This is a genomic window from Planctomycetota bacterium, from assembly GCA_016125255.1.
Lineage (GTDB): Bacteria > Planctomycetota > Phycisphaerae > Phycisphaerales > Zrk34 > RI-421.
Genome location: WGMD01000011.1, coordinates 86,118 through 108,880 on the forward strand (window position 1 = coordinate 86,118; position 22,763 = coordinate 108,880).

Annotated in this window: 18 protein-coding genes; 6 read left to right on the forward strand and 12 right to left on the reverse strand. The window is 64.3% G+C overall.

Features of this window, described 5'->3' with window-relative positions:
- Positions 1-395 precede the first annotated feature (395 nt).
- Together GC162_10735 and GC162_10740 are read right to left on the reverse strand one after the other, a co-directional pair.
- Positions 396-2,915, reverse strand: a complete 2,520-nt coding sequence (locus tag GC162_10735) for a DUF4131 domain-containing protein (protein MBI1369115.1) — start codon at positions 2,913-2,915, stop codon at positions 396-398.
- 658 nt (positions 2,916-3,573) lie between these two features.
- Positions 3,574-4,071 (reverse strand): hypothetical protein, encoded by a 498-nt coding sequence (locus GC162_10740; GenBank protein MBI1369116.1) that lies wholly within the window; start codon positions 4,069-4,071, stop codon positions 3,574-3,576.
- Between GC162_10740 and lexA the strand changes: the two genes are divergently transcribed.
- Positions 4,070-4,696: a transcriptional repressor LexA gene (gene lexA / locus GC162_10745; GenBank protein MBI1369117.1), complete on the forward strand. Its 627-nt coding sequence runs from the start codon at positions 4,070-4,072 to the stop codon at positions 4,694-4,696. The two genes, GC162_10740 and lexA, sit on opposite strands and share 2 nt — an antisense overlap.
- A 166-nt stretch (positions 4,697-4,862) precedes the next feature.
- On the opposite strand, the gene GC162_10750 is transcribed toward lexA, so the two are convergent.
- Positions 4,863-5,630, reverse strand: a complete 768-nt coding sequence (locus GC162_10750) for a hypothetical protein (protein MBI1369118.1) — start codon at positions 5,628-5,630, stop codon at positions 4,863-4,865.
- A gap of 188 nt (positions 5,631-5,818) precedes the next feature.
- On the opposite strand from GC162_10750, the gene trkD reads away from it, so the two are divergent.
- Positions 5,819-7,720, forward strand: a complete 1,902-nt coding sequence (gene trkD / locus GC162_10755) for a potassium transporter Kup (protein ID MBI1369119.1) — start codon at positions 5,819-5,821, stop codon at positions 7,718-7,720.
- Positions 7,721-7,766: 46 nt separating this feature from the next.
- Here trkD and GC162_10760 read toward each other — a convergent pair whose 3' ends face one another.
- Positions 7,767-8,210, reverse strand: a complete 444-nt coding sequence (locus GC162_10760; GenBank protein MBI1369120.1) for a GNAT family N-acetyltransferase — start codon at positions 8,208-8,210, stop codon at positions 7,767-7,769.
- Positions 8,211-8,391: 181 nt separating this feature from the next.
- Between GC162_10760 and GC162_10765 the strand changes: the two genes are divergently transcribed.
- Positions 8,392-8,844, forward strand: coding sequence for a hypothetical protein (locus GC162_10765; GenBank protein MBI1369121.1), 453 nt, complete (start codon positions 8,392-8,394; stop codon positions 8,842-8,844).
- Positions 8,845-8,877: 33 nt separating this feature from the next.
- Positions 8,878-9,345, forward strand: a complete 468-nt coding sequence (locus tag GC162_10770; GenBank protein ID MBI1369122.1) for an Azurin — start codon at positions 8,878-8,880, stop codon at positions 9,343-9,345.
- A 111-nt stretch (positions 9,346-9,456) separates the two neighbouring features.
- Here GC162_10770 and GC162_10775 read toward each other — a convergent pair whose 3' ends face one another.
- Positions 9,457-9,840 (reverse strand): hypothetical protein, encoded by a 384-nt coding sequence (locus GC162_10775; GenBank protein MBI1369123.1) that lies wholly within the window; start codon positions 9,838-9,840, stop codon positions 9,457-9,459.
- 154 nt (positions 9,841-9,994) lie between these two features.
- Between GC162_10775 and GC162_10780 the strand changes: the two genes are divergently transcribed.
- Together GC162_10780 and GC162_10785 are read left to right on the forward strand one after the other, a co-directional pair.
- Positions 9,995-11,290, forward strand: a complete 1,296-nt coding sequence (locus GC162_10780) for an aminotransferase class I/II-fold pyridoxal phosphate-dependent enzyme (protein MBI1369124.1) — start codon at positions 9,995-9,997, stop codon at positions 11,288-11,290.
- Between the two features lie 64 nt (positions 11,291-11,354).
- The gene (locus GC162_10785; protein ID MBI1369125.1) at positions 11,355-12,962 is read left to right on the forward strand and encodes a hypothetical protein; all 1,608 of its coding nucleotides are present in this window, start codon (positions 11,355-11,357) and stop codon (positions 12,960-12,962) included.
- An 82-nt stretch (positions 12,963-13,044) separates the two neighbouring features.
- Here GC162_10785 and GC162_10790 read toward each other — a convergent pair whose 3' ends face one another.
- The 7 genes from GC162_10790 to GC162_10820 form a co-directional block, all read right to left on the reverse strand.
- Entirely contained in the window at positions 13,045-13,905 is an 861-nt protein-coding gene (locus GC162_10790; protein MBI1369126.1) for a prepilin-type N-terminal cleavage/methylation domain-containing protein, read from the reverse strand.
- Positions 13,902-15,323: a hypothetical protein gene (locus GC162_10795; protein ID MBI1369127.1), complete on the reverse strand. Its 1,422-nt coding sequence runs from the start codon at positions 15,321-15,323 to the stop codon at positions 13,902-13,904. Before GC162_10795 ends, GC162_10790 begins: the two co-directional genes overlap by 4 nt.
- Positions 15,320-16,909 (reverse strand): hypothetical protein, encoded by a 1,590-nt coding sequence (locus tag GC162_10800; protein MBI1369128.1) that lies wholly within the window; start codon positions 16,907-16,909, stop codon positions 15,320-15,322. Before GC162_10800 ends, GC162_10795 begins: the two co-directional genes overlap by 4 nt.
- Positions 16,906-17,430, reverse strand: a complete 525-nt coding sequence (locus GC162_10805) for a sigma-70 family RNA polymerase sigma factor (GenBank protein ID MBI1369129.1) — start codon at positions 17,428-17,430, stop codon at positions 16,906-16,908. The genes GC162_10800 and GC162_10805 overlap by 4 nt, the downstream gene beginning before the upstream one ends.
- Before the next feature lie 131 nt (positions 17,431-17,561).
- Positions 17,562-21,281 (reverse strand): hypothetical protein, encoded by a 3,720-nt coding sequence (locus GC162_10810; protein MBI1369130.1) that lies wholly within the window; start codon positions 21,279-21,281, stop codon positions 17,562-17,564.
- A 261-nt stretch (positions 21,282-21,542) separates the two neighbouring features.
- Positions 21,543-21,977, reverse strand: a complete 435-nt coding sequence (locus GC162_10815) for a hypothetical protein (protein ID MBI1369131.1) — start codon at positions 21,975-21,977, stop codon at positions 21,543-21,545.
- Between the two features lie 13 nt (positions 21,978-21,990).
- The gene (locus GC162_10820) at positions 21,991-22,494 is read right to left on the reverse strand and encodes a hypothetical protein (protein MBI1369132.1); all 504 of its coding nucleotides are present in this window, start codon (positions 22,492-22,494) and stop codon (positions 21,991-21,993) included.
- Between the last annotated feature and the right edge of the window lie 269 nt (positions 22,495-22,763).

Here is a 22,763-nt window from a genome sequence, read left to right on the forward strand (position 1 = left end):
GAGCGATTCGATCTTGCGTGACTCGGCGTCGACGGTGCGGCTGAGCGTATCGCGCGTCTGATCGAGCTTGAGCCGATCGCGCTGCACCGCCCGTCGCTCCGCTTCGTAGTGCTGCTTTTCGCTCCGCCATGCCGCGAGCCGGTCGGCCAGAAAATCATTCTGGCCGATGGCGCTTTGCAACTCGGCCAGATCCTTTTGCGTTTCGAGGAGCGCTGAGCGTGTCGCATCGATCGATTCGCGCAGCGCCTTCATCTCCGCCCGCATCGCCGCAAGCTCCGCATCATTATTCGCATCGGCGGCACGCACCATGGGCGCTGCAACCAGCGAAAAACCGGCGGACATCAACAGGATCAGCATGTATCGACGCATGGCGTTCTCCATCGCGGTCGTCATCCTTATTCTACGTCCGCCGCCGCCGCCGGTTCCACGGGCGTCTGTCGGAACCGCTCCGCGTGCATCGACCCGTCGGACGCGATCGTCAACTCCACCGCGCCGTGCTCGCAGGTGATATGCCGCTCGATTCCCTTCAAATACGGCCCCCATCGATCGTACCGGACGCGCGTCGGCCCCGATGATTGCAGCACTACGCTCGGGCTCACGCGCTCAAACCACGCCGGCGACTCGGGCGTCATCGACCCGTGATGCGGCAGCTCCAAGACGTCCGCCTTCACATCCACATTCCGCTTGATCATCATTGCCATCGCCACCTGCTGCACATCCCCGCAGAACAGCACCCGCCTCCCCGCCGCACGCACCGACAGCACCAGCGACGAATCATTGTCGCGCTCGAACGTCATGCCCGCCGGCGGCCACATCAATTGGACCTCCGCCTCGCCGAAGGGTTCCCGCCAGCCCGCCGCCGCCGACTCGATCGGCACATGATGCGCCTTGAGCCAGTTCATCGCCGCCGCCGCGGCCGCATAAACATGATGTTCGCCCGAGTCGATGAATGTCTGCGTGGTGACGACGCGCCGCACGCCGAACTGTTCGACGAGTTCCAGCGCCCCGCTGAAGTGGTCGGTGTCGGGGTGGGAGATGAAGAGCGTGTCGACGTGATGCACGCCCAGCGCCCGCAGGGCCGGGCCGATGGTGACGGTCGTGATGTCGTAGTAATTGCTCGATCCGCAGTCGAACATCCAGTTCTCCGAGCCGCTGCGAAGCAGGTAGCACGAACCGTCGCCGACCGCGAACATGTTGACCTTCAATGACGCCTGCGCATCGTTCGCCCGCAGCGTGCTCATCGCGCCCGGCCCGACAAGCCACACCGCGCAGATCATCACGCTCGCCGCCAGCGCCCATCGCCGCCCCGCGAACATCCCGCTGAGCATCGCGATCATGACGCCCATCGCCGCGATCGCCCACAACACCGTCGGCCCCGGCACGCGCATTACGCCCCCCGGCGCCTCCGCACCCCATTGCACCATCGCCCCGATCCACATCGCGATCTTCATCACGATCGGCCCCGCCGCCGCCCCCGCCACCGGCCAGACCGCCGACAACGCCATCTTCAAATACCCCGCCCAAAGCAGCACCCCCGCCGCCGGAAGCATCAAGACCGACATCACCAAACCCATCGGCACGATCACCCCGAAGTGATACGCCACCAGCGGCAGCGACATGCACCAGGCCACGATCGTCACCGCCGCGTAATCCGTCCCGTACTTGCGCAGCATCCATCCCCGATCGCCCAGCTTCTCCTGTAGCCCCGGCGCCCGAAGCCATCGCCCGACGCCCGGCGTGAGCACGATCAATCCCGCCACCACCGCGAAACTCAACTCGAATCCCGCCGAAAACAGATCGCCCGGCCGCCACATGAGCAGTCCCAATCCCGCCAGCGCCATCGTCGACACCGCCGACACCCGCCGCCCCCGCGTCAGCGCCCAACATGCAATCGCCGTCATTACCGCCGCCCGAAGCAACGGCACCTTCGGCGGAACCGCCACCACATACAGCCCGATCACCGCCAGCGCCCCGATCGCCGCGACGTGCGGTCGCCACGTCACAAACGCCAGCAAGCCCCACACGCCCGCCACCAGAATCGCCAGATGCAATCCGCTGATCGCAAGCAGATGCGCCAGCCCCGTGTTGCGAAACGCCTGATCCAGTTCGCCCAGTTCGTTCCGACGATCGCCCAGCAGCATCGTGTGCAGCATCGCCAGCGTCGCCCGCCGCTGCGGCGTCGACGCCTCGATCCCCGCATCGAGCGATCGTCCCGCGCCGCGCATCAGTTGTTCGCGCATCAGCGTGAGCCAGCTCGCCGAGGCGCAGACAATCTGGCAGTTGCCGCGCGTTTTGAGCGCGAGGCGCGCGACGATGCCCTGATCGTGCAGCATCGCCGCACTGTCGCGCTCGCCGGGGTTGGAGGGCGTGCGCAGCGGGGCGAGCCAGCCGGTGCAACGCACGCGATCCCCCGTGTGCACCCGCCCGTCATACGAAGGCGAGTCCACCAGCACCGCCGCCCGCACCGCATGCAGCGCGATCCCGTCGTCCATCCGATCGACGCGCACCACGAACTTCGTGCTCGGTCCCCGATAGTCGAACCCGCCGAGTAACCCCGCCGCCTCCGTCCGCCGATACACTTCGCCTTCAACAACCCCTTCGATGCACGCCAGCCGACTCGCGCCGTCAACCTTCAGCCCCGCCTCCATCGTGGTGGAGATCGTCCACCATGCCGCCGCCGTGCAGACAAGCGACATCGCCGCCGGCGCCCATGCCCCCCGCAGGTGTCGCCGCATCAGGACGAATGCGAGCAACAGCATCGCCGCCGCCGCCGTGATCAGCCACGCGCTCCCGCCGCGGCCGTCCAGTTGATGACCGAGGATCAAGCCCCCGACCCAGCACCCCGCCGCCCACACCAGCGGGCTGCCTTTCCATTCATCATGATGCACAATTTCCGGTTCGCTCACGGCACACACCCCGCGCCCATGTTACCCCTTGAGCGGTTTCCATCAATGTGTCGCGGTGCACGACGAGCATCGCGTCAACTCCAATGATGCCATGTGCAAGTTTTTTCCATCGTCGGTTGGAAGCGGAAAAGGCAAAATGGGCCACGAAGACGCGAAGGCGCGAAGGAAGACGCCATGGAGCAGGAGTCTGTCCATTCCACCCCTCCCATTTTCCTCGCCCTTCTTCGCGTCTTCGCGCCTTCGTGGCCCACACAGTCTTGAAAACTCATCCCAAGCACGCAACCAACTTGCACATCGCGTCAATGCTTGACCTCTCCCCTACGGTCGCGAGTCATTGAGGACGCTCATGGCATTGTGAAACCGATCTAAAGCCCGGCGACCGCCGTCGCCCGGTTTGACCTTCTCGGACCTGCACCTTCCGATAATCCTGCACCCCACAAAAACCCCGTTCTACGCGAAAAACACCGTGAATCAACCGTAAAACCCGTGTGGAAAAAATGTTGGCAGGGCTCTTGACGGAAGGATACTTTTAGGGTAACATCATCCGTACAAAATAGTGATCAAAGATTGCAGACGCGGCCGTGGATTGGTCGAACCATAGAGCAGACACAGGTACCCGACCACAACATCCTGTGCACTGTTAGATGGAACACCCAATACTGGAGGCCTACGCATGGCGATGCCCCTCATGATGCTCGGACCCGGCGGACAGTATGTTTCCCGTTACGAGCCCCGCGGTCGCAAAATGTTCAAAACTGTCGCCGGCACGCAGGGCCAGCCCGACTCGCCCGACACCGAATCCGGCTCCTCCTACGCCGGTTACGCCCGATATCCGCGCGGCTCGGCCGCGGGGGCGGACGTTGAAGAAGGGGCGACCGTTCAAGTCGCCGCCCCGGCGGACACGTTCGAGCATGGCGAAGCGCCCATGACCGACCGTCGGTGGGTCAAGGCCGGTTCGCTGGCCGCCGCCGTGCAGGCCATCGACGCCTGGCTCGCCCAGCAGCGTTTCGCCCTCGATCTGGCGTCCGATCAACTGGCCGGCCTGCGTCCGCCCAAGCTCGATCCCCGCCGCCTCCTGCATATTGACGAAGGTCACGCGATGCTGCGCCGCCTGATGGGCGACTACCTCGCCGCCGACCTCTACCTTTCCACGGAGCACGACCATGTCTCTGAAGCTGACCCCGAAGCAGAAGAAGATTCTTTTGCTTATCCGCGACGGGCAACTGACCCGCGGCTATTCCCCGACCTTGCAGGAGCTCGCCGACGAGTTGAACGTCAGCAAGGTGACGATCTTCGAGCACGTGGGAGCGCTCGAAAAGAAAGGCGCCCTGATCCGCGATCCAAACAAGGCTCGCTCTTTGGAGCTGTCGGATAACGCCGTCCTCCCCGATGAGTCCCGCCCCACGCGCCTGCCCCTCGTGGGCACCATCGCCGCCGGCCTGCCCATCGAGGCCATCGAAGACCGACGCACCCTCGACCTGGAGGAACTCTTCGGCGAACCCCGCTCCGGACGCACCGGCGACACCTTCGTCCTGGAAGTCCGCGGCGACTCCATGATCGATGAGCACATCCGCGAAGGCGACTACGTCATCTGCCGCCGCACCAACCAGGCCCACAACGGCGACACCGTCGTCGCCCTCCTCGAAGACGGCGAAGCCACCCTCAAAAAGTTCTACCGCGAAAAAGGCCGCGTCCGACTCCAGCCCGCCAACGAAAAATACGAACCCATCATCGTCCCCGACTGCCAAATCCAAGGCATCGTCATCGGCGTCGTCCGCGCCTACGGCTGATCCAAATGCGGAGCGGGTGGGGAGTACGGACTGAAGCCAACGCCACCCCCTCTCCCCCCGGGAGAGGGCCGGGGTGAGGGTGGCCCCGAGGGGTCAAACGGCGCGTTCGCGCGCCACCACTGAAAATAAAATCGTTTCTCATGCTCGTGACGCGATGGGGATGCGATCAGAAAACGTGGACCATCGAGCCGTCGTGCAGTGTGGTTGTATGTCGATCGGCGACGGTTCGGCCGAGCATGCGGCGATCGATGGGGCGCAGGCGGCGAATCGCGCGATGATCGGGTCGCGTGTTGACGATTTGTGCGGGCGCGCCTTCGCCTTGCCACGATTTGAAAAATTGCTCGAACGCGAGCGGACGGAATGGCCGGCGGATGTGAATGGGGTCGAAGCCGAACCATGCGGGGTCGGGGCGGATGATCCGGACATCGGGACCCGCCGCCCGCTGGTGCAGTCCGTCGCTGATCGCATGCACGCGCTCGATCATCTGTGACTGCGTGACCCGATGGCGCGGATAGAGCAGCGCCCGGAGCATTTTGAAGCGCCATCGCGGCAGGCGCTCCAGTCCGCCGACCGGCAGATCGGTGATCACCACCTGCGCCCCGGCCGACGCGAGTCGATCAAGGCACTGGTCCACCCAACTGAGAATCGTTGCCGGGTCGAACCCGTATCCGATGTCGTTGCCGATATCGGTGAGCAGGGCGTACGTGGGCCCGGGCGCGGTCCGTTCAAGTTCGCCCCACAACCGACTCGGCGCGATGCCCGGCAGCGTGCGGCAAATCACCCGGCTCGTCACGCCATACGATCGCCCGTGACCGCACGCGACAAAGAACAACGCCTCGCCGACCGCTCGCCGCGCCGCGTCGATCGCCAGCGGCAGCGACATCGCCAGATTGCTGGCGCCGACAAGCACGATGCGCGAAGCCGCAAAGGTCATCGATCGCATTTTACCGGCGGCGCCGCGCGTCATGTGAATCATCAGTTCATTCGCATTCGCGGCAGGTTCACCCCAATCGTGTTCGGCAACCGCGTGAACCTCTTTCAATTCGCGGCACTACATCCCCGGTGCGTTTACCGCTATCATGTGGGCTTTGGTTGACGCCCTCTATGGGATGATTGTGCCGCATGAGTACCGCCGACTCGACCACGCTCCGACCCAAGGGCCGCGAACTCGCCAAGATCGCCCTCGTCACGCTCGGCGTGGTCTACGGCGATATCGGCACGAGCCCGCTCTACGCCCTGCGCGAATGTTTCCACGGGTCCGAGGCCGTCGGTGTTTCGCATGACAATGTGCTCGGGGCCCTGTCGCTGATCTTCTGGTCCCTGATGATCGTCATCTCGGTCAAGTACATGGTCTTCGTCCTACGGGCCGACAACGACGGCGAAGGCGGCATCCTCGCGCTCATGGCCCTGCTCGGCCCCGACGCGACGGCGGCGACCTCCCGCCGGCGGTCCGCCTTCTATGTCATGATCGGCCTCTTCGGCGCGGCCCTCCTCTACGGCGACGGCATGATCACCCCCGCCATCTCCGTCCTCTCCGCCATCGAAGGCCTCGAAGTCGCCACCTCCACCTTCACCCCCTACGTCGAAATCATCACCATCGTCGTCCTCATCGGACTCTTCTCACTCCAAAAACACGGCACGGCGAAGATCGGCGCGTTCTTCGGCCCGATCATGGTCATCTGGTTCGCCACGCTCGCCGTCCTCGGCATCGTCGCCATCGCGCATCACCCCTCCGTTCTCGCCGCCGTCAGCCCGCACTATGCCGTCATGTTCTTCCTCCACAACGGCCTGCAGGGCTACCTCGTCATGGGCGCCGTCTTCCTCGTCGTGACCGGCGGCGAAGCCCTCTATGCCGACATGGGTCACCTCGGCCCGTACCCGATTCGACTCGACTGGGTCTGCTTCGTCCTGCCGTCGCTCCTGCTCAACTACTTCGGGCAGGGCGCCTACCTCATCGCGCATCCCGAAGCGCATGTCAATACGTTCTACGCGCTCGTTCCCGGATGGGGGCTGTATCCGATGGTCGTCCTCGCCACCGCCGCCACCGTCATCGCCTCGCAGGCCGTCATCAGCGGTGTGTTTTCGCTGACCATGCAGGCGGTGCAGCTCGGCTATCTGCCCCGCATGCAGATCGATCACACCTCCGCCCATCACTACGGTCAGATCTATATCGCCCCGATGAACTGGCTGCTGATGGTCGCCACGATCGGCCTGGTCCTCGGGTTCAAGCGATCAACCGACCTGGCCGCGGCGTACGGCGTAGCGGTGACGATCACCATGATCATCACCACCGTGCTCTTTCACGCGCTGGCGCGAAATAGCTGGAAGTGGCCGCTGGTGCCGACGTGGATGTTGACGTGCCTGTTCCTGACGGTCGACATCTCCTTCTTCGGCGCCAACATCGTCAAGGTGCTCGACGGCGGGTGGTTCCCGCTCCTCGTCGCCGGCCTGCTCTTCACGATCGCCACGACATGGAAGCGCGGCCGGGCCATCGCCGGGCGGCGCATCCGCGAAAACCTCACGCCTCTCAATGCCTTCCTCGACAACATCAAAAAATATCCCCCCACGCGCGTCCGCGGCACCGCCGTCTTCCTCACCGGCAACCCCGACCTCGTCCCGCTGGCGATGATCCACAATCTCAAGCACAATCAGGTGCTGCACGACAAAGTCATCCTGCTCACCGTCAACACCGCCGAGCAGGCCTATGTGCGACGCAAGAAGCGGCTTGAGATGGAGGACCTGGGCAACAGCATCTTCAAAGTCGCCGGGACGTACGGGTTCATGGAAGACCCCGATGTGCCGAAGCTGCTGGAGATGTGCGCGGAGCAGGGCGTGAAGATCGAGCCGATGCAGGTCACGTATTTCCTCGGCCGCGAATCGTACCTGGCGACGAAGCGCCCCGGCATGGCGATCTGGCGCGAGCGGCTTTTCGCCATCCTCGCGCGAAACGCCATGCCCGCCAACGCCTTCTTCCACATCCCCCCCAACCGCGTCATCGAAGTGGGCACGCAGATTGAATTGTGAATGTCTTTTTCGGCACGCCGCACTTCAGTGCGGCGTGTGCCTTCGCCTATTCCAACATCCGCGTCATCTTGTAATGCGGCCCCGCCGTCGGCACTTCGAACAATTCCGACGCGATCGCCCACCCGTTTGCCTCGTAAAAGCGGATCGCCCCGATGCGTGCGTCGCACCAGAGTTGGCGCGGACCCTCGCGCGCGATCAGCGTCCGTTCGGCGAAGCGGAGCAGTCCCGCCCCGATGCCCCGGCTTCGCATATCCGCGCGCGTCGCCATGCCGCGCAACCGCATCGCCGGTTGGCCGTTCCACGGTTGGGCCATGAACGTGGCGCACCCGACATTTTCATTTTCGATGAACGCCCCGAAATGCAGCGTCGTCGGCAGATCATCCCCCTCGAAAATCGCCGACTCGAACGGCAGGCCCGCGCGCAACTCGCGGTGACGCAATGGCCGGATGCGGTCGATCGTTGTGATTTGGTAGCGAATGTCCGAGGACATGGATGAACCCTCCGCAAAGGATCACAGTATAAAGTCCGTCCCCCGTTTAGCGACGCCGCTCGCGGCGGGGTTTGCGGCGAATGGAAAAAACAGGCCGCGGGCGGCCTCGCCAAACGGGTGGGGCCTATAATCCGGCTCGATTTTGATGGTTTTCTTTCCCTGAATCCGCAAGGAGCAACTGATGGAACATCGGCAGGTCAATCAGCGTCTGGGCATGGGTCTGGTTCTTTTGATGGCGCTGTTCGTGGCGGGCTTCGGCCTGACGCGTGCGGCGACGGCGGAGGACGATTCGCCGGTGGCCAAGCACATGAAGGAGATCAACGACGCGTACAAGGCGCTGCGACGGCAGGCGCGCGACAAGAAGTTCGACGACTCGACGCGCACGAATCTCATTACGATGCAGACGCAGACGCTGGCGGCCATGCACGAGAAGGTCCCGCTCGTCGAGAAGGAGCCGGCCGCGAAGCAGAAGACCGAAATGGTCGCCTTCAAGAAGCTGCTCCAGAAGCAGCTCAATCAGCTCATCGACATGGAAATCGCGCTCGATCAGGGCGATAATGACGCCGTCGCCGAAGGCATCGAAGCCCTCGGCAAGATCAAGAGCGAAGGACACGACCGGTTCACGGAAGATTAAACCCCAAACCCGAAACACAAACTGGAATCCATTATGAAGACGAAGTTCACGCTGTTGTGCGTCGTGATGTTGGCGCTGGTCGCCATGATCGGTGTCAGCCGGCTGGCGGTGGCGGACGATGCGGATGTGGCGGTCGTCGAGCTGCAGGGCAATGACCAGATGCAGTACAACCTCCACGAGTTCAAAGTCAAAGCCGGCCAGAAGGTCAAGCTGACGATGAAGAACGCGGGGATGCTGCCGAAGGTGGCGATGGGCCACAACTGCGTGCTGCTCAAGAAGGGCGTCGACCTGGTGCAGTTCGCCCTGGCCGCCAATCAGTCGCCGCCCGAGTACATCCCCGAAGCCAAGAAGGACGACATCCTCGCGCACACGAAGCTGCTGGGCCCCGGCGAGTCGGACACGATCGAGTTCACCGCCCCGACCGAAGCGGGCGCGTACGACTACCTGTGCACCTTCCCCGGCCACTTCGCCCTGATGAAGGGCAAGATGATCGTGGAGTGAGGTGCTTCTGAATCACCCGATTCTTAAAACCGCGAGCGACCCTCGCGGTTTTTTATTGGATCGGTAGTTTTGTCCCTTGGCAGCCGGCCCGAAGGGCCGCCGTAAAGATGATCATCGCCCGAGCACCGCCGCGCGCATGCCCGCCGCCCGGCCGTACGCTTCGGTACACAGCAGCGGATCGACATCCGTCTCGCCCAGCGCGTCGACAAGATGGCACAGCAGGGCGTTATAGGCGCTGTCCCCGAACCCCGCCGCGACGGCCTCGCTGAACACATCATGCAATTGCCCATCGCAAACATCCGCCGGCACTTGAAGCGCCGTCTCGAGCAGCACGCGCGCCGCCCCGGGCGCGTGAGCGCGCAACATGACCAACGACTCGTCCGTCTGGATCAGCCGCGCCAGCACCATCCAGGCCGCGTCGAACGTCGGCGAACCGCCGATCCGCTCGAACAGCGGCTGGCCGGGCTCCGTAGGGATGGGATTGTGACGAATCATCATCCGATCTCCGTCCTTCTCCTGATCTTATCGACTCGTTTCAAGCCCGAATTGACACGTTTTCCCCGACCCCCGGCCGCATTGCCACGGGCTGGGCACATGGATACGATGCAATCCACCACCGATCCCCGCTCTAAATAAGAGAGAAATCGCCATGACCGCCCAGAGCCCCGCGCTTTCCGCCGATACCGTCAATCCCCTGCAGATCGGCGACCCCGAAATCTGGCAGGCCCTCGCCGCCGAGCAGCAGCGGCAGGAACATACCCTCGAGCTCATCGCCTCCGAAAACCACACCAGCCCCGCCGTCATGGCTGCCGTCGGGTCCTGCCTCACCAACAAGTACGCCGAGGGATACCCCGGCGCCCGGTACTACGGCGGGTGTCAGTACTATGACGTCATCGAAGACCTCGCCCGCGATCGCGCCAAGGAACTGTTCGGCTGCCAGTTCGCCAATGTGCAGCCCCACTCCGGCGCCTCCGCCAACGCCGCCGTCTTCTTCGCCCTCCTTCAGCCCGGCGACACCTTCGCCTCGCTCGTCCTCTCCGACGGCGGGCATCTCTCGCATGGCATGAAGATCAACTTCTCCGGCAAGTACTTCAAGCCGGTGCATTACCCGCTCAACTACGACCTGAACACCGATGGCTACGAACAGATCGACTACGCCGCCATGCGGAAAGTCTGCCTCGAAGCCAAGCCGAAGATGATCCTCTGCGGCTACTCGGCCTATCCGCGCATCATCGATTTCAAGAAGTTCCGCGAAGTCGCCGACGAATGCGGCGCGCTGCTCATGGCCGACATCGCCCACATTGCCGGCCTCGTCGCCGGCGGGGTTCACCCCTCGCCGTTCCCGCATGCGCACATCGTCACGACGACGACGCATAAAACCCTCCGCGGTCCGCGCGGCGGGCTCATCATGACCAACGACGAGGAGATCGCCAAGAAGATCGACAAGGCCGTGTTCCCCGGCTTGCAGGGCGGGCCGCTCATGCACGTCGTCGCCGGCAAGGCCGTGTGCTTCGGCGAAGCGCTGCGTGAGGACTTCAAGCAGTACGCCAAACAGATCGTCGCCAACGCCAAGGCGCTCGCCAGCTCGCTCACCGAAGCGGGCTACCGCCTGACGAGCGGCGGGACCGACAATCACCTGATGCTCGTCGACCTCCGCGCCAAGGATGAAAGTCTCACCGGCGCCGACGCCGAACTCTGGCTCGAAAAGGCCGGGATCATCACCAACAAGAACGGCATTCCCAACGACCCGCGCCCGCCGAAGGTCACCAGCGGGCTTCGCCTCGGCGCCGCCGCCCTGACCACGCGCGGGTTCAAGGAATCGGAAATGTCCCAGGTCGGCGAGTTCATCGACCGCGTCCTGACCGGCAAGGGCGACGAGCGCATCGCCAAACAGGTCCGCTCCGACGTCGTCGACCTGTGCAAGGAATTCCCGCTGCCGCACTGAGAGCTGACGATACGGGGGTGGCATGTCGCGTAGTCCCTACAGACCTTGGGAAGAGGAACCCCCGGTGACGGGGAATTTCCTGGTCACATTCTTTTTTCTGACCACCGTGCTGGCACTCGGTGCGGCGGCGTACCTGTTCTACATCAACGACAAGCAGACGGCGGAATTGGAAATGCTTCACGCGCGCGTGCGGCAGTTGGAGACGCAGACGCAGATCGCACCCGTCGCTGCATCCGCGCGGCCGATTCCTCCGGCAACGCCGTTGTCGGCCGAGCCCGGCAAGACCCCGCGGCCTCTGCCAGTGCCGGCCCCGCCGACGCCGTTGCCCGGCGCGACGGCGACGCCCGTCGCAGCACCTGTACCGACCCCGTCGACGACGAAGCCCTCGGTGTCGATCCCCGATCTGCTTCCGCCTCTGCAAGGCCCACCAACTTTTGCGGGCAACGCGACGCATGTCGCTTTGCCCGCAAAGTACGGCCGCTGGTGTCTGGCGGGATGCGGACGATTCATCATCGTGCACATGCCCGAGGCGCATCAGGTCGCGGTCATCGACGTACTGGCGGGCGGGATTTTGCACACTTTCGATGGCGTGACGGACGATGTAATCCCCGCGGCCGGGCGCAATTGGATGGTGCTCGTGCTGCCTTCGCAGCAGCGCATTGTGCGATACCGACTCGACAATTTCGAACGCGACAAAGTCGGCCCGCTTCCGACAGACGGCACCACACGCGCCGCGCTCATCGGCTACGCGTCCAACGGCCCGCTGCTCATCGGCTCCAACAAAGGCCACCTCGTCGATTTGCTCACGCTCGAGTCCGACGAGACGCGGCAAACCATCGGCGGGCAGGACGAGTACGGATACTCCATCCGGGTCTCCGCCGACGGGCTGACCTTTGGAGGCATTCCCCTGGGCATCGGGCCGATCGCTTTTACGCGCATGATGCTCCTGCCGGCTTCGACGGATCTTCAAAACTTTTCGAGTACGAGCGGCGCCTACCGCTATGCTCAACCCAATGCCGACGGCAGTCTCATGTTCATGACCGGACACGCGCTCTACAACGCCAATCTCAAGGAGATTCCCACCACCGCGCTCAACAAGCGCACGCTCTTCCCCACCGACGATCCGCGCTATTTCATCGCGCTGGAGCAGACCAACATCGGGGCCAAAAAGGAAGGGTTGACGCTTGAGATATGCACCGTCGCGGATCGGCGCGTCATTGCGACGATCAAGGGATTCGAGGAATGGGGTCGACACGGCAACCACGACGATCGCGGACGATCCCTCTGGCTCAGCGAAGGCGTGTTCGAATATCTCGTGCACCCGCAGGTGTTCGTCGTCACCGATGTGGACCGCAAGACGATTCACCTATACAAGCTCAATGTGCTCGACGAAATGGCCAAGCGCGGCGACTATCTCTACGTCGAGTCCGTCCCGCCGTGCGTGGCCAAGCGCGGCGTGGAACTGGTCTATCGCGTCGAAGCACAGTCATCGAAAGGGCCGGTCGTCTGCACGCTCGCCTCAGCGCCGCCGGGCGCGATCATCGACCCGGACGGCACAATTCGCTGGACCCCGCCGGCCGATTTTGCAAACGACACCGCCGCGATTATCGCCGACGTCTCCGACGCAAGCGGCGAGCACGTGCTTCACAACATTGACCTCGATGTTCAGTGACGCAACCGCGGCTGTTGAACAGCGGGCCGTGACAAGTATCGCGCCAAATCGGCTCGCGTTGCTGAGGCAATGTGGGCTTTTTTTACCAGAGATACGTTCCCGTGTACCCGGGGCTCACCGGGTAGTTGCCGCCGATGCACATGCGGGGCGCGATCTCGCCGCGCGTGTGCAGGAAGGCCCCGCCGTCGCCGGTCAGCACGGGGTTGTCATCGGTGAGGTAGTCGCTGTAGGGCGCGCCGCTGACGGCCAGGCCGCGCCCGCCGTGCGAAATTTCGTGGAGACTGTTGCTGTTATAGAAGTTGATGCGGTGGGTGATGAACGTGACGGCGGCGCCGATCTGCGACGCGCGGAGAGGCGGGCGCGGCTCCGAGCCGATCATCGCCAGCGTGCGCCCGCCGCCCGAATAACCGGCCATCCACATGTACGCCGTGTAGACATTGGCCGCGCTGGAGTCCCATCCGCCGTAGGCCCCATTGGTCCAGTTGCTCGAAGAGTACACGGACAGGTTGGCCTGATTGGGGACCTTGGCGACGATGGGGCAGGTGAGGAGGGTCGTGTTGGCGACATAAGTTCCGCGCATCAGGTTGACGATGCTGTTGGCGTTGCCGGAGCGGCGCTGATAATCGGGCGAGTCCTCATTGCGCGGGACGAACCAGCCGGCGGCGTCGGCGGAGTAGGAAATCTGCGCGACGTACTGCTGATGCATGTTCGACTGACACTTCACCAACTGAGCGGCATATCGGGCGAGCTTCATCGAGGGCAAAAGCATCGCGACGAGCAGGGCGACGATGGCGACGACGACGAGCAGTTCGATCAAGGTGAAACCATGTCGCACGCAAGGTGCGGCGGGGTGACTGAAGTCACCCCGCCTCGTGCAAGACGCGCCGCGCGGGGCAGTTCCCGCCGGCAAATGCGTTTCGAGATGAACCGATCCATGTTTCATCGGCGGCGTTTGAATGCGAAGAGCCCCATCAGCGCCAGCCCGGCGGGCAGCGCGGCGGGGGCGGGGATCACGGTGCTGAGCAGGATGCCGCTGACGCCGGCGAAGTTCCCGGCGGCGAGGGCGAGACTGATGTTGAGCTGTCCCAGCGCGTTGGTTCTGGCGTCAAAGCCGAACAGCGACGCCGTCGTGGTGACGCCGTCGGCCACGCCCGCCCAGAGCGGCGCCAGCGTCACGCCGTTGACGGTGATGCTCAGGTCGCCGTTCCATCCCGCGTCGCCGCCGATGAGCTGGACGTAGAACTTGGTGTCGGCGGCCAGGCCGGCGAAGTTGATGGCCATGCCCGTGTGCGTTGCGCCCATATAGAACATCTGGTTGGCGACGGCGTCGAGCGTCGCGCCGTCGGTGCCGGTGATGGCGGTGGTCTGCGTGCGGACGGTGTTGTCGGAGGTGAAGCCGGTGCCGATGAGCGAGACGGTGGCGCCGGCGTTGTTGGCGTTGGCGGACAGGGCGATCGGGCCGGCGGGCAGGGAGGACATGTTCACATTGTCGAAGCCGATGCCGTGGAACGTGGTGCTCACGCCGGGCCCGCTGTAGAGGAAGTTCACGCCGTAGTTGATCCGCGTCCCCGCCGTCGATGCGAACGGATTATCCGCCACCCGCGCCGCGTCGGCGAGCTTTTCGTCATCGACCTGCGTCAGGGCGTACTTGGCCGTCAGATACCGATTGACCGCCGCCGTGTCGTTGCCGTTGAGTACGCCGTCGTAGACGAGCACCTCCGCCACGTCGCCGGCCCAGAGCCGGTTGTTGGCGTTGTTGCCGATGCGGAGGGAGTTGATGTTTCGGGTCGTGGTGGCGACGGCCTTGACGACCTGAGCGGTTCCGAATCCGCCGGGGATGGCGAAGACCTGACTGCCATTGATGGCGAAAGTGCCGCCGAGGGCGAAGTCGGCGCTGTTGCCGGTGAAGTACGCGGCGGTTTCGGTGGTCGTCTGACGGATGGTGTTATTGCCGGACGAGTCGGAGATCAGGTCCGAGAGCGTGAACGCGTCGGAGGCCATCGAGGCGACGACGAAGATGGTCTGCGCGGAGGTGTTGAGGATGGCGGCGTTGTTGGAGAAGATCAGGTCGCCGCCGGAGGCCCCGCCGTCGAACCGGACCGCCGGTCCGCCGGCGATGGCGGTTCCGCGGAAGGTGGGCGTCGTCTGGATGTTGACGTTGACGCCATGCACCTGTTCAGTCCACGCGGTGATGGTCGTGCCTTCGCCGCCGCTCGTCAGGCCGGTGTCAGCGGAAAGCCGGTACGTCAGATTCGCGCTGGCGACGCTCGGCAAGGTCGCGGCGCCGAGCGGCGCGGCGGTCCCGGCCAAGCCCAGACCTGCCAGCAACGTCGTCCGGATCAACGTGTTCATCCTGTTCATGGTGCATCTCCTTCAAGGTGCGGTGCGGTTTCATTATCCTCTTCGATCGACGGCGCGGCGGTCGCGGTCAGCTTGCTCGCCCGGCCGATCACATCCAGTTCACGGTACACGGAAGGCCCCAGATGCTTGCCGAACGGCTCGTCGTCATGGAAGACGAATCGAACGGCGACGATGCCGCGCGCCAGCGGGCGACCGTCGCGCGATTCGACGACGACCTGCCGCTCGAACACGCCGCGCGAGTCGGGGGAGTTGTCCGGCAGCCGGACCTCCGTGAGCGGCACGAACGCCGCGTCCCCGATGGTGCGGACCAGCACGCTGTAAACCTGTCCGTCGCGGTTGGGCCAGCAGCCGGTGAGACTTTCGATGCGGTCGATGTCATAGCCCCATGGCGCATCGTCGCTCGAAAAATGCCAGGTGATCGACCCGCCGTCGAGCGTGGACCAGCTTCCGTGCGTATCGCTGACGTTGGCGCTGTCCCAGACCACCGGACCGTCGGTCAATGCGTCGATCGACTGATTGGTGAACACGCCCGTCGCCGCCGCCCCTTCGCCCAGCTCGCGCGTCGCCGCGGCGGTCTGAAGCAGATCGTCCGCGGCGACCTTGAACGTGTTGAGGCGCGAGAGCGGACTGATTCGGCTCGTGATCAATTGCGCATCACAGAGCACCGGCAGCGTGATCGCCTCCGGCGACAAGCGACCCGCCGTCAGCGCCGTCAAAGCGCCCTCCGACAGTTCGTGCTCCGCCCCCGTCGCCTCGCGGATCAACACCCGACCCGCCAGCACGCGCACCTGCACGCGATCCAACTCGTCCACCGTCGCGACAAAGCGCGTGCCCAGGTCCACCACCGACGCCCCGCCCGGCAGGTCCAGCGTGAACCCGTGCGCCGCCGCCGGCACGTACACGCTCAGCGTGCCCGACGCCAGACGGCCGCGATTGGAGCCCGTCATCGCCAGTTCGCCCGGCCCGATCAGGTCCGCCACCGCCGTCGAACGGAACATCACCTGTGCCGTCCCCGCCGCCAGACGAATCGGCCCGCTCAGGTCCGAGCCCAACGCGTACTCCGCATCCGCGAACCGCGCGTCCGCCGAAACATCCGACAAAATCGCAAAGTTCCGCGCCGCGGCGGAATCGGATTTGGGATTGCGAATTGCGGATTGCGGATAGGGCAGCACAAAGACCATCACCAGCGCGGCGGCGAGCGCCACCAATGCCGCGATCGCCGCCTTGAAGCTGATCCCTGATCCCTGACCCCTGAACCCTTTTGCGTACCAGACGCTTCGCGGCGAAGCGCCGCTCAGCGTCGGCGTGGGCTCGCTGCGGGCGTCTTCCGCATCCCCCCACGCCGACGCTGAGCCCGCCTTGGGGCGAAGCGTCTGGTCCCGCGTGAGCGTTTCAATCATCATCCGCCGATGCCACACGAGCATCGCGAATCGCTCGCGCCGCTGCGCATCGCCGGCGAGCAGGGCGTTGAGCTTCTCGATCGTCTCCGCATCGCGCTCGTCCGACAGATACGCCATCGCCGCCTCGATCAGCGGCGCGTCCGCTTCGTCAAACGTCGGCAGCGACAGGCGGGGGGTCATGCTCATGACCGCACCTCGCCGCTGATGCGCCGGCGGAAGCATTCGAGCAGCGCCCGATGCGCCCGCGTCAATGCGACCTTGATCGTATTGGCGCTGCGGCCCATCGCCGCCGCCAGCGCTTCCCCGCTCAGATTCATCCGGTAGCGATGCTCGATGAGCTGGCGATGATAAGGCGACAACTCGTCGATGCATCGTCGGATCGCGCCCTGCGTCTCGCCCGCTTCCAGCGCGTCGAGCCGATCGAGCGGCGCTTCGAGCAGGTCCAGCACCTCGCTGTTGAGCACCGCCGGCCGCGCCGCGTCGTGACGCAACAGGTCGATGGCGATGTTCCGACCGGTCGTGCGGAGCCAGCGGCGCAGATGCACCTCGTTCTCGATCGAATCGCGATGATCCAGCGCCCGCACGGACAGTTCCTGAAGCACATCCTCCGCCCGGTGAAAGTCGCCCACCACCATGTCGATCCGCGCTAAAATCGCCGCCCGGTCCGACAGCAGAACGGACACGATCTGTTTTTCCGTGACGGACATGATCCGGTTTGGCTCCAGGCGCGCAAAGAGTCACCTTTATATACGGCCGCGGCGTCGGCGGCGGTACATGCCCATGAAAAAACCTGCCGACGCATCCACCGGCCGGCTTCAAGCATTTGTCGGTCCGTGCGTTATCGCTTGCGGCGCCCGATCAGCCCCGCCATCAGCATCAATCCCGCCGGCAGCGCCGCCGGCGTGGGGATCAAGAGGGCGATCTGGTGCAGGCCCAGATAGTTGTAGTCGATGCTGTGGCCCTGCTGATTGAGGATCGTGCCGAAGGAGCCGTTGAGCGTCGTGTAGTCGGCGAGGATGATCACCATGCCGCTCAGCGACGTCGTGATGTTCAAGACGCTTGAAGCGCCGAGCGTCAGGGTGCCGTTGACGCTGATGCGGTCGGCCACGCCGCCCACCTGTTCGAACAGGTATTCGTTGTTGAGGTTCAGCGCGCCATTCATGGTGAACGTGCCCGGCGAATCGCCCGGCGCGATCGTTCCGTTGACCGTCAGACTCGACGCCGTGATCGACCCGACGCCGCCGAGCGTCGCGCCGCCGCTCACGGCCCACGGCCGATCGCTGGTGATGCCCGTGTCCAGCAGCAGCTTGCCCGCGCCGACCGTGTTGGTCGACCCTTCGCCGGTCCACGTCTTGCTCGCCCCCGAAATCGTCCATGTGCCCCCGTCCAGCTTGTTGAACGCGAACACGCCGGTGACGTTGCCCGAGAGCGTGCCGTCGCCGGCCCCGCGGAGATTGAGCGTGTGGTTCCCGGCGAACGCGGCGTTGACAGCCCCGCTGATCGTCATCGACCCGGCGAGCGATTCGAGCGTGAGCTGCGCGTTGGCGTTGTTGGACACCGCGCCGCTCCAGGAGTTCGTGCCCGAGAGGTTCTGCAGGTACGTGGTGTTGACGGTCTCGCCCACGACGCTGATGTTGTTGGAGAGGATCAGCTTCGTGGCCGTGCTCGTAATGTTCGTCACGCCCGCCGTCGAACCCAGCGCGGTGCTGGAGGCGATGATCAGGTTGCCGTTGGACGCGGTGGTCGTGCCGGCGTAGGAGTTGTTGCCGCCGAGGGTCAGCGAGCCGGAGCCCGAATGCGTGAGGGCGCCGGAACCGGAGATGTCGTTGTTGACGGTCAGCGAATTGGACCGGTTGAAGGTCAGCGTTCCGTTGTCGGTCACATTGCCGGTGCCGAGCGACCCGGTCGTGCCGCCGTTGCCGATCTGAAGTGTGCCGGCGGAAATCGTCGTCGCGCCATAGCTGTTGCCGCCGGTGAGGATCAGCGTGTTGGCGGCCGACTTCGTCAGCGAACCCGAGCCGGAGATGGCGTTGCTCACGGTGATGTTGTCGGAGCGGTTGAAGGCGAGGATGCCGTTGTCGGTGACGGAGCCGGTGCCCAGCGTGCCGATCGTTCCGCCGTTGCCAATCTGGAGCGTGCCGGCGGTGATGGTCGTCGTGCCGGTGTAGGAGTTGGCGCCGGTGAGGATCGTCGTGCCCGAGCCGAGTTGGATCACGTTGCCGAGCGTGCCGGAGATGGCGTTGGCGACGGTGATGGAATCGGAGCGGTTGAAAGTCAACGTGCCGGTGTTGGTGACCGCGCCCGTGCCGATCGAGCCGGTCGTTCCGCCGTTGCCGACCTGAAGCGTGCCCGACGAGATCGTCGTCGCGCCATAGCTGTTATTGCCGGTGAGCGTGACGGTGTTCAGGGCCGACTTGGTCAGTGCGCCGGTGCCGGAGATGTCGTTGGCGATCGTCACATTGTCCGAGCGGTTGATGTTGAGCGTGCCGTTGTCGGTGACCGCGCCGGTGCCGAGCGTGCCGACGGTGCCGTTGTTGCCGATCTGCAACGTGCCGGCATTGATCGTCGTCGTGCCGTAGGTGTTGGTCGCCAGCAGCGTCAGCGTGCCCGCCCCGCCCTTGACGAGGTTCAGGGCGCTGGCGCCGGAATTGATGTTGCCCGAGAAGGAGTTGGCGGAGGCGTTGTTGACGGTGAACGTCGAGGCCGACCCGCCGTTGTTGGTGATGAGCATGCTCATCGTCGTGCCGTCATTGACAAGCCCGGCAACGGTCTGATTGCGGGCGTTGAGGTCGAACGTCGCCGTGCCCACGTTCGTCCCGTTGCCCAGATGCAGCGTCGTCCCGGTGGGCAGTCGGTCGTTGCCGACGTCGATCTTGAGCAGGCCGACGACGATGTTCGTCGCGCCCTTGTACGTGCTCACGCCGCTGAGAATCGTCGTGCCGGTGTTGTTGCGGACGTTGAGGTCGACGGTGTTGGCGCCGTCGCTGATGACGCCCGTGACGGTCAGCGAGCCGGCGTCGGCTCCGATGCGCGTGTTGGCGACGTTGGACAGAAGAATGTTGCCGTCCCAAATGTTGTCGCCGGTCTTGGTCTGAAGCGCGCCGATGTTGTTCGTGCCGGTCCCGGCGATAGTCAGACTCTCGCCGGTGACGGTGATGTTGCCTTGCAGCTCCAGCCGGGCGCCGGAGCCGACGGTCGTGCCGCCGACCGTCGAGCCCAGGGCGGTGTTGGACTGGATGTTGAGCACAGCCGTGCTGCTCAGTGCGATCGCGCCGTTGAACGAGTTGTTGCCCGAGAGCGTGGTGGTGCCGGCGGTGAGCGTCGCGCCGCTCATGCTGCTGATGTTGCCCGAGAGGTTGGCCGAGCCGCCCGACACGCCCAGCGTCGACATGTTGGTGATGTTGGCCGAGTCGGTGTACGTGCCGCTGGAGACGGTGACGGAGCCGGAGCCCGAGTGCAGTCCGGTGACGTTGACGGTGCCGCCGGCGACGCTGACGTTGCCGTTGCCGGAGAAGGCATTGGTGAGATTGAGGATGCCGCCGGTGGCGGAGATGTTGCTGGTGCCGGAGAACGCGCCGGTCAGGTTCAAGGTGCCGTTGGAGACGGTGGTTTGTCCGGAGTAGCTGGCGGTGCCGGAGAGTGTCAGCGTGCCGCCGGCGGTGGAGCGGGTCAGGGCCAGCGTCCCGCCGCCCGAGCCGTCCTGAAGCGTGCCGGCGTAGGTGAACGTGCCGCTGCTGTTGTTGATGGTCAGCGTGGCGTTGCTCGCGCCGCCGTTCTCGACGATGCTTGTCCCGACGGTCGCGCCGGTGTCGATCCCGGCGATGGCGACGCTCGTGCTGTTGAGCTGAAGCGTCTTGGTGTTGGCATTGGACCCGAAGTCCACCGCCTTGCCGTTGAGTGCCGCGGTGTTGCCGATCTTGACCGTGCCGTTGTTGAGCACGAGCGTGTTGTTGTACAGGTTGGCGCCGTTGAGTTCGAGCGTGCCGGTGCCGTTCTTGTTGACGGTGCCGATGCTCGAGGCGAAGTTGCCATTGACGATGATCGTGCCGGTGCCGTCGAATTGCTGCGTGCCGTTGGAGGAGTTTTCCCGGCTCAGCACGCCGTTGAACGTCAGCGTGCCCGAGCCGTTGTTGGTGTACACGGGCGCGCTGAGGTTGCCGATGTTGACGTTGAAAATCTGATTGGTGGTCACGCCGGCGTTGATCGTGATGCCCGGCCCGAACACCGTCGTGTCCAGCACCAGCTTCGATCCGCCGAAGGTGTACGCCGCCGCGCTGGACGTGTCGAAGACGATCTGTCCAATGATGCGATTGGCATCCACGGTGATCGCGGTGTTGCCGTTGCCGGCGTTATTGAAGGTGGCGATGTTGGTCGTCTGCCCCGAGGTGGTCGAGACGCTGGTGATCCCCGGCGCCGCGCCGCCGGACCAGTTGGTACCCGTCGCCCACAGCCCGTCCGTCGTGCCGTTCCACGTCTGACTGGCCGCCTGTGCCAGTGATGGAACCATCACGAGCGTACACCACACCCAACGCCCAAACCGACGCTGACTGCCGTCCATTCGAATTCTCCTGCGCGAGCGCCTCTGCCTCAATGCAACAAAGTGATCGTTCCAACGCCTCACCCCGCACAAACGCCTCTGCGGGGCTCACATATCAATTTACCGCGAGAAATCATTTCGTCACCAAAAATCCGGGCAATAATTTTTGATACAGCGCAAGCCGAGTATCGACAGTCGCTTGGACGCGATAAGGATTCACCCGCATCGGCGATCGCCGAATCGGCCGACCGGGCGTGCCATCGACCCGCTCGGCTTTACCGGTCAATGCGATTCGCCGCACAGAGCGTCAAGTTCGTGTTCGATGGCGGCGAGATTGCATGTGTGAAATATCGACCATGTCGCGACGCCCAAGAGCCAAAGACCGATGACCAGCGCGTCGGGGCCGCCAATGGACAGCAATAGGGTAACGCACAGAACGAGGGCGATTTGCAACGGGATTGCCGGGAAGGAGGTGACCTCCACCGCCGCTCCATCGGACTTCGCGACCACCTTCCCTGAAACCTGCAATTGCCAAATCGACGAATTCAGTTGAACGGTGAATGCGTCTTGCGTCAGCCATCCCGCGAGCGGGCGACCGGATTCCGTTCGCTGCCTCCGGAACGTCGTGATCGGCTCGACATGCGCCGCGAGCCGCTCCATGAACTGATCAACCGTCAGTCGCGTTTGCCGCACCCGTATTCGGTAGAGGATTCCCATGTGATTGACTGCATCAGGGCACGAGGGTTGCACTGTCGAGTTCCCGTTGGATTTCATCGAGGCGGGCGCGTTCGTATGACGCATCGCGAATGGATCCGCCGAAGAGCCCGAACGGTGTGTTGTAGTCGCGCGCGGTGATGCGGATGCGGGTGTCGGACGTGTCAACGGCGTCGATGACGATGTCGGTGTCGATGCTGGCGGGGGCGCCGCGGTAGTCGATGATGTTCACGACCCATTGTGCGCCGGTGTTGGGTTCCTTATGGCGCACGAAGCGGGGGCTGCCGGTAATGGCGGGTGCGACGGTGCCGGCAGGGGGCGAAGCGAGGGCGAGAAATTCGTCCATCAATGGATTGCCCGGTCCGGCGATCGCGCCCTGGAACGCTTGCGATGGATACATGCGGCGGACGGTCTGAACGACCTGCGCATAGGGCTTGTTCACGATGACGGACGTCGCGCACCCGGCGGCGAACAAGCATGCGAACAAAATAATCAGCGGCAGCGCGGCGCGGGAAGCCATGAAGCATTTTAGCTTGATCGATTCAGTGGCGTGAAGCAGTGACGTGGCGCAGGTCGACGACCTGTCCTGCGACACGGTTCGAACTCGAGTGATTGAAGAGTTAGAACGTGTGTGAGAAGATCATTGATCGACGAGCCGCGACCGTTAGGGAGCGGTCGAAACAGGTAACAACGGGTGGCGCCGTGACCGCGCCCTGACGGTCGCGGCTCGTTAAACTCCGCCTTCTCACACACGTTCTAAGAACCAAAAACGCGATCAACAACATCACG

What these genes read in the sequence shown, in the direction of transcription:
- lexA (MBI1369117.1), top strand. Translation starts at nt 4,070, where the DNA reads ATGTCTCTGAAGCTGACCCCGAAGCAGAAGAAGATTCTTTTGCTTATC.
- GC162_10740 (MBI1369116.1), bottom strand. Translation starts at nt 4,071, where the DNA reads ATGGTCGTGCTCCGTGGAAAGGTAGAGGTCGGCGGCGAGGTAGTCGCC.
- GC162_10750 (MBI1369118.1), bottom strand. Translation starts at nt 5,630, where the DNA reads ATGACCTTTGCGGCTTCGCGCATCGTGCTTGTCGGCGCCAGCAATCTG.
- trkD (MBI1369119.1), top strand. Translation starts at nt 5,819, where the DNA reads ATGAGTACCGCCGACTCGACCACGCTCCGACCCAAGGGCCGCGAACTC.
- GC162_10760 (MBI1369120.1), bottom strand. Translation starts at nt 8,210, where the DNA reads ATGTCCTCGGACATTCGCTACCAAATCACAACGATCGACCGCATCCGG.
- GC162_10765 (MBI1369121.1), top strand. Translation starts at nt 8,392, where the DNA reads ATGGAACATCGGCAGGTCAATCAGCGTCTGGGCATGGGTCTGGTTCTT.
- GC162_10770 (MBI1369122.1), top strand. Translation starts at nt 8,878, where the DNA reads ATGAAGACGAAGTTCACGCTGTTGTGCGTCGTGATGTTGGCGCTGGTC.
- GC162_10775 (MBI1369123.1), bottom strand. Translation starts at nt 9,840, where the DNA reads ATGATTCGTCACAATCCCATCCCTACGGAGCCCGGCCAGCCGCTGTTC.
- GC162_10780 (MBI1369124.1), top strand. Translation starts at nt 9,995, where the DNA reads ATGACCGCCCAGAGCCCCGCGCTTTCCGCCGATACCGTCAATCCCCTG.
- GC162_10790 (MBI1369126.1), bottom strand. Translation starts at nt 13,905, where the DNA reads ATGAAACATGGATCGGTTCATCTCGAAACGCATTTGCCGGCGGGAACT.
- GC162_10795 (MBI1369127.1), bottom strand. Translation starts at nt 15,323, where the DNA reads ATGAACAGGATGAACACGTTGATCCGGACGACGTTGCTGGCAGGTCTG.
- GC162_10800 (MBI1369128.1), bottom strand. Translation starts at nt 16,909, where the DNA reads ATGAGCATGACCCCCCGCCTGTCGCTGCCGACGTTTGACGAAGCGGAC.
- GC162_10805 (MBI1369129.1), bottom strand. Translation starts at nt 17,430, where the DNA reads ATGTCCGTCACGGAAAAACAGATCGTGTCCGTTCTGCTGTCGGACCGG.
- GC162_10810 (MBI1369130.1), bottom strand. Translation starts at nt 21,281, where the DNA reads ATGGACGGCAGTCAGCGTCGGTTTGGGCGTTGGGTGTGGTGTACGCTC.
- GC162_10815 (MBI1369131.1), bottom strand. Translation starts at nt 21,977, where the DNA reads ATGGGAATCCTCTACCGAATACGGGTGCGGCAAACGCGACTGACGGTT.
- GC162_10820 (MBI1369132.1), bottom strand. Translation starts at nt 22,494, where the DNA reads ATGGCTTCCCGCGCCGCGCTGCCGCTGATTATTTTGTTCGCATGCTTG.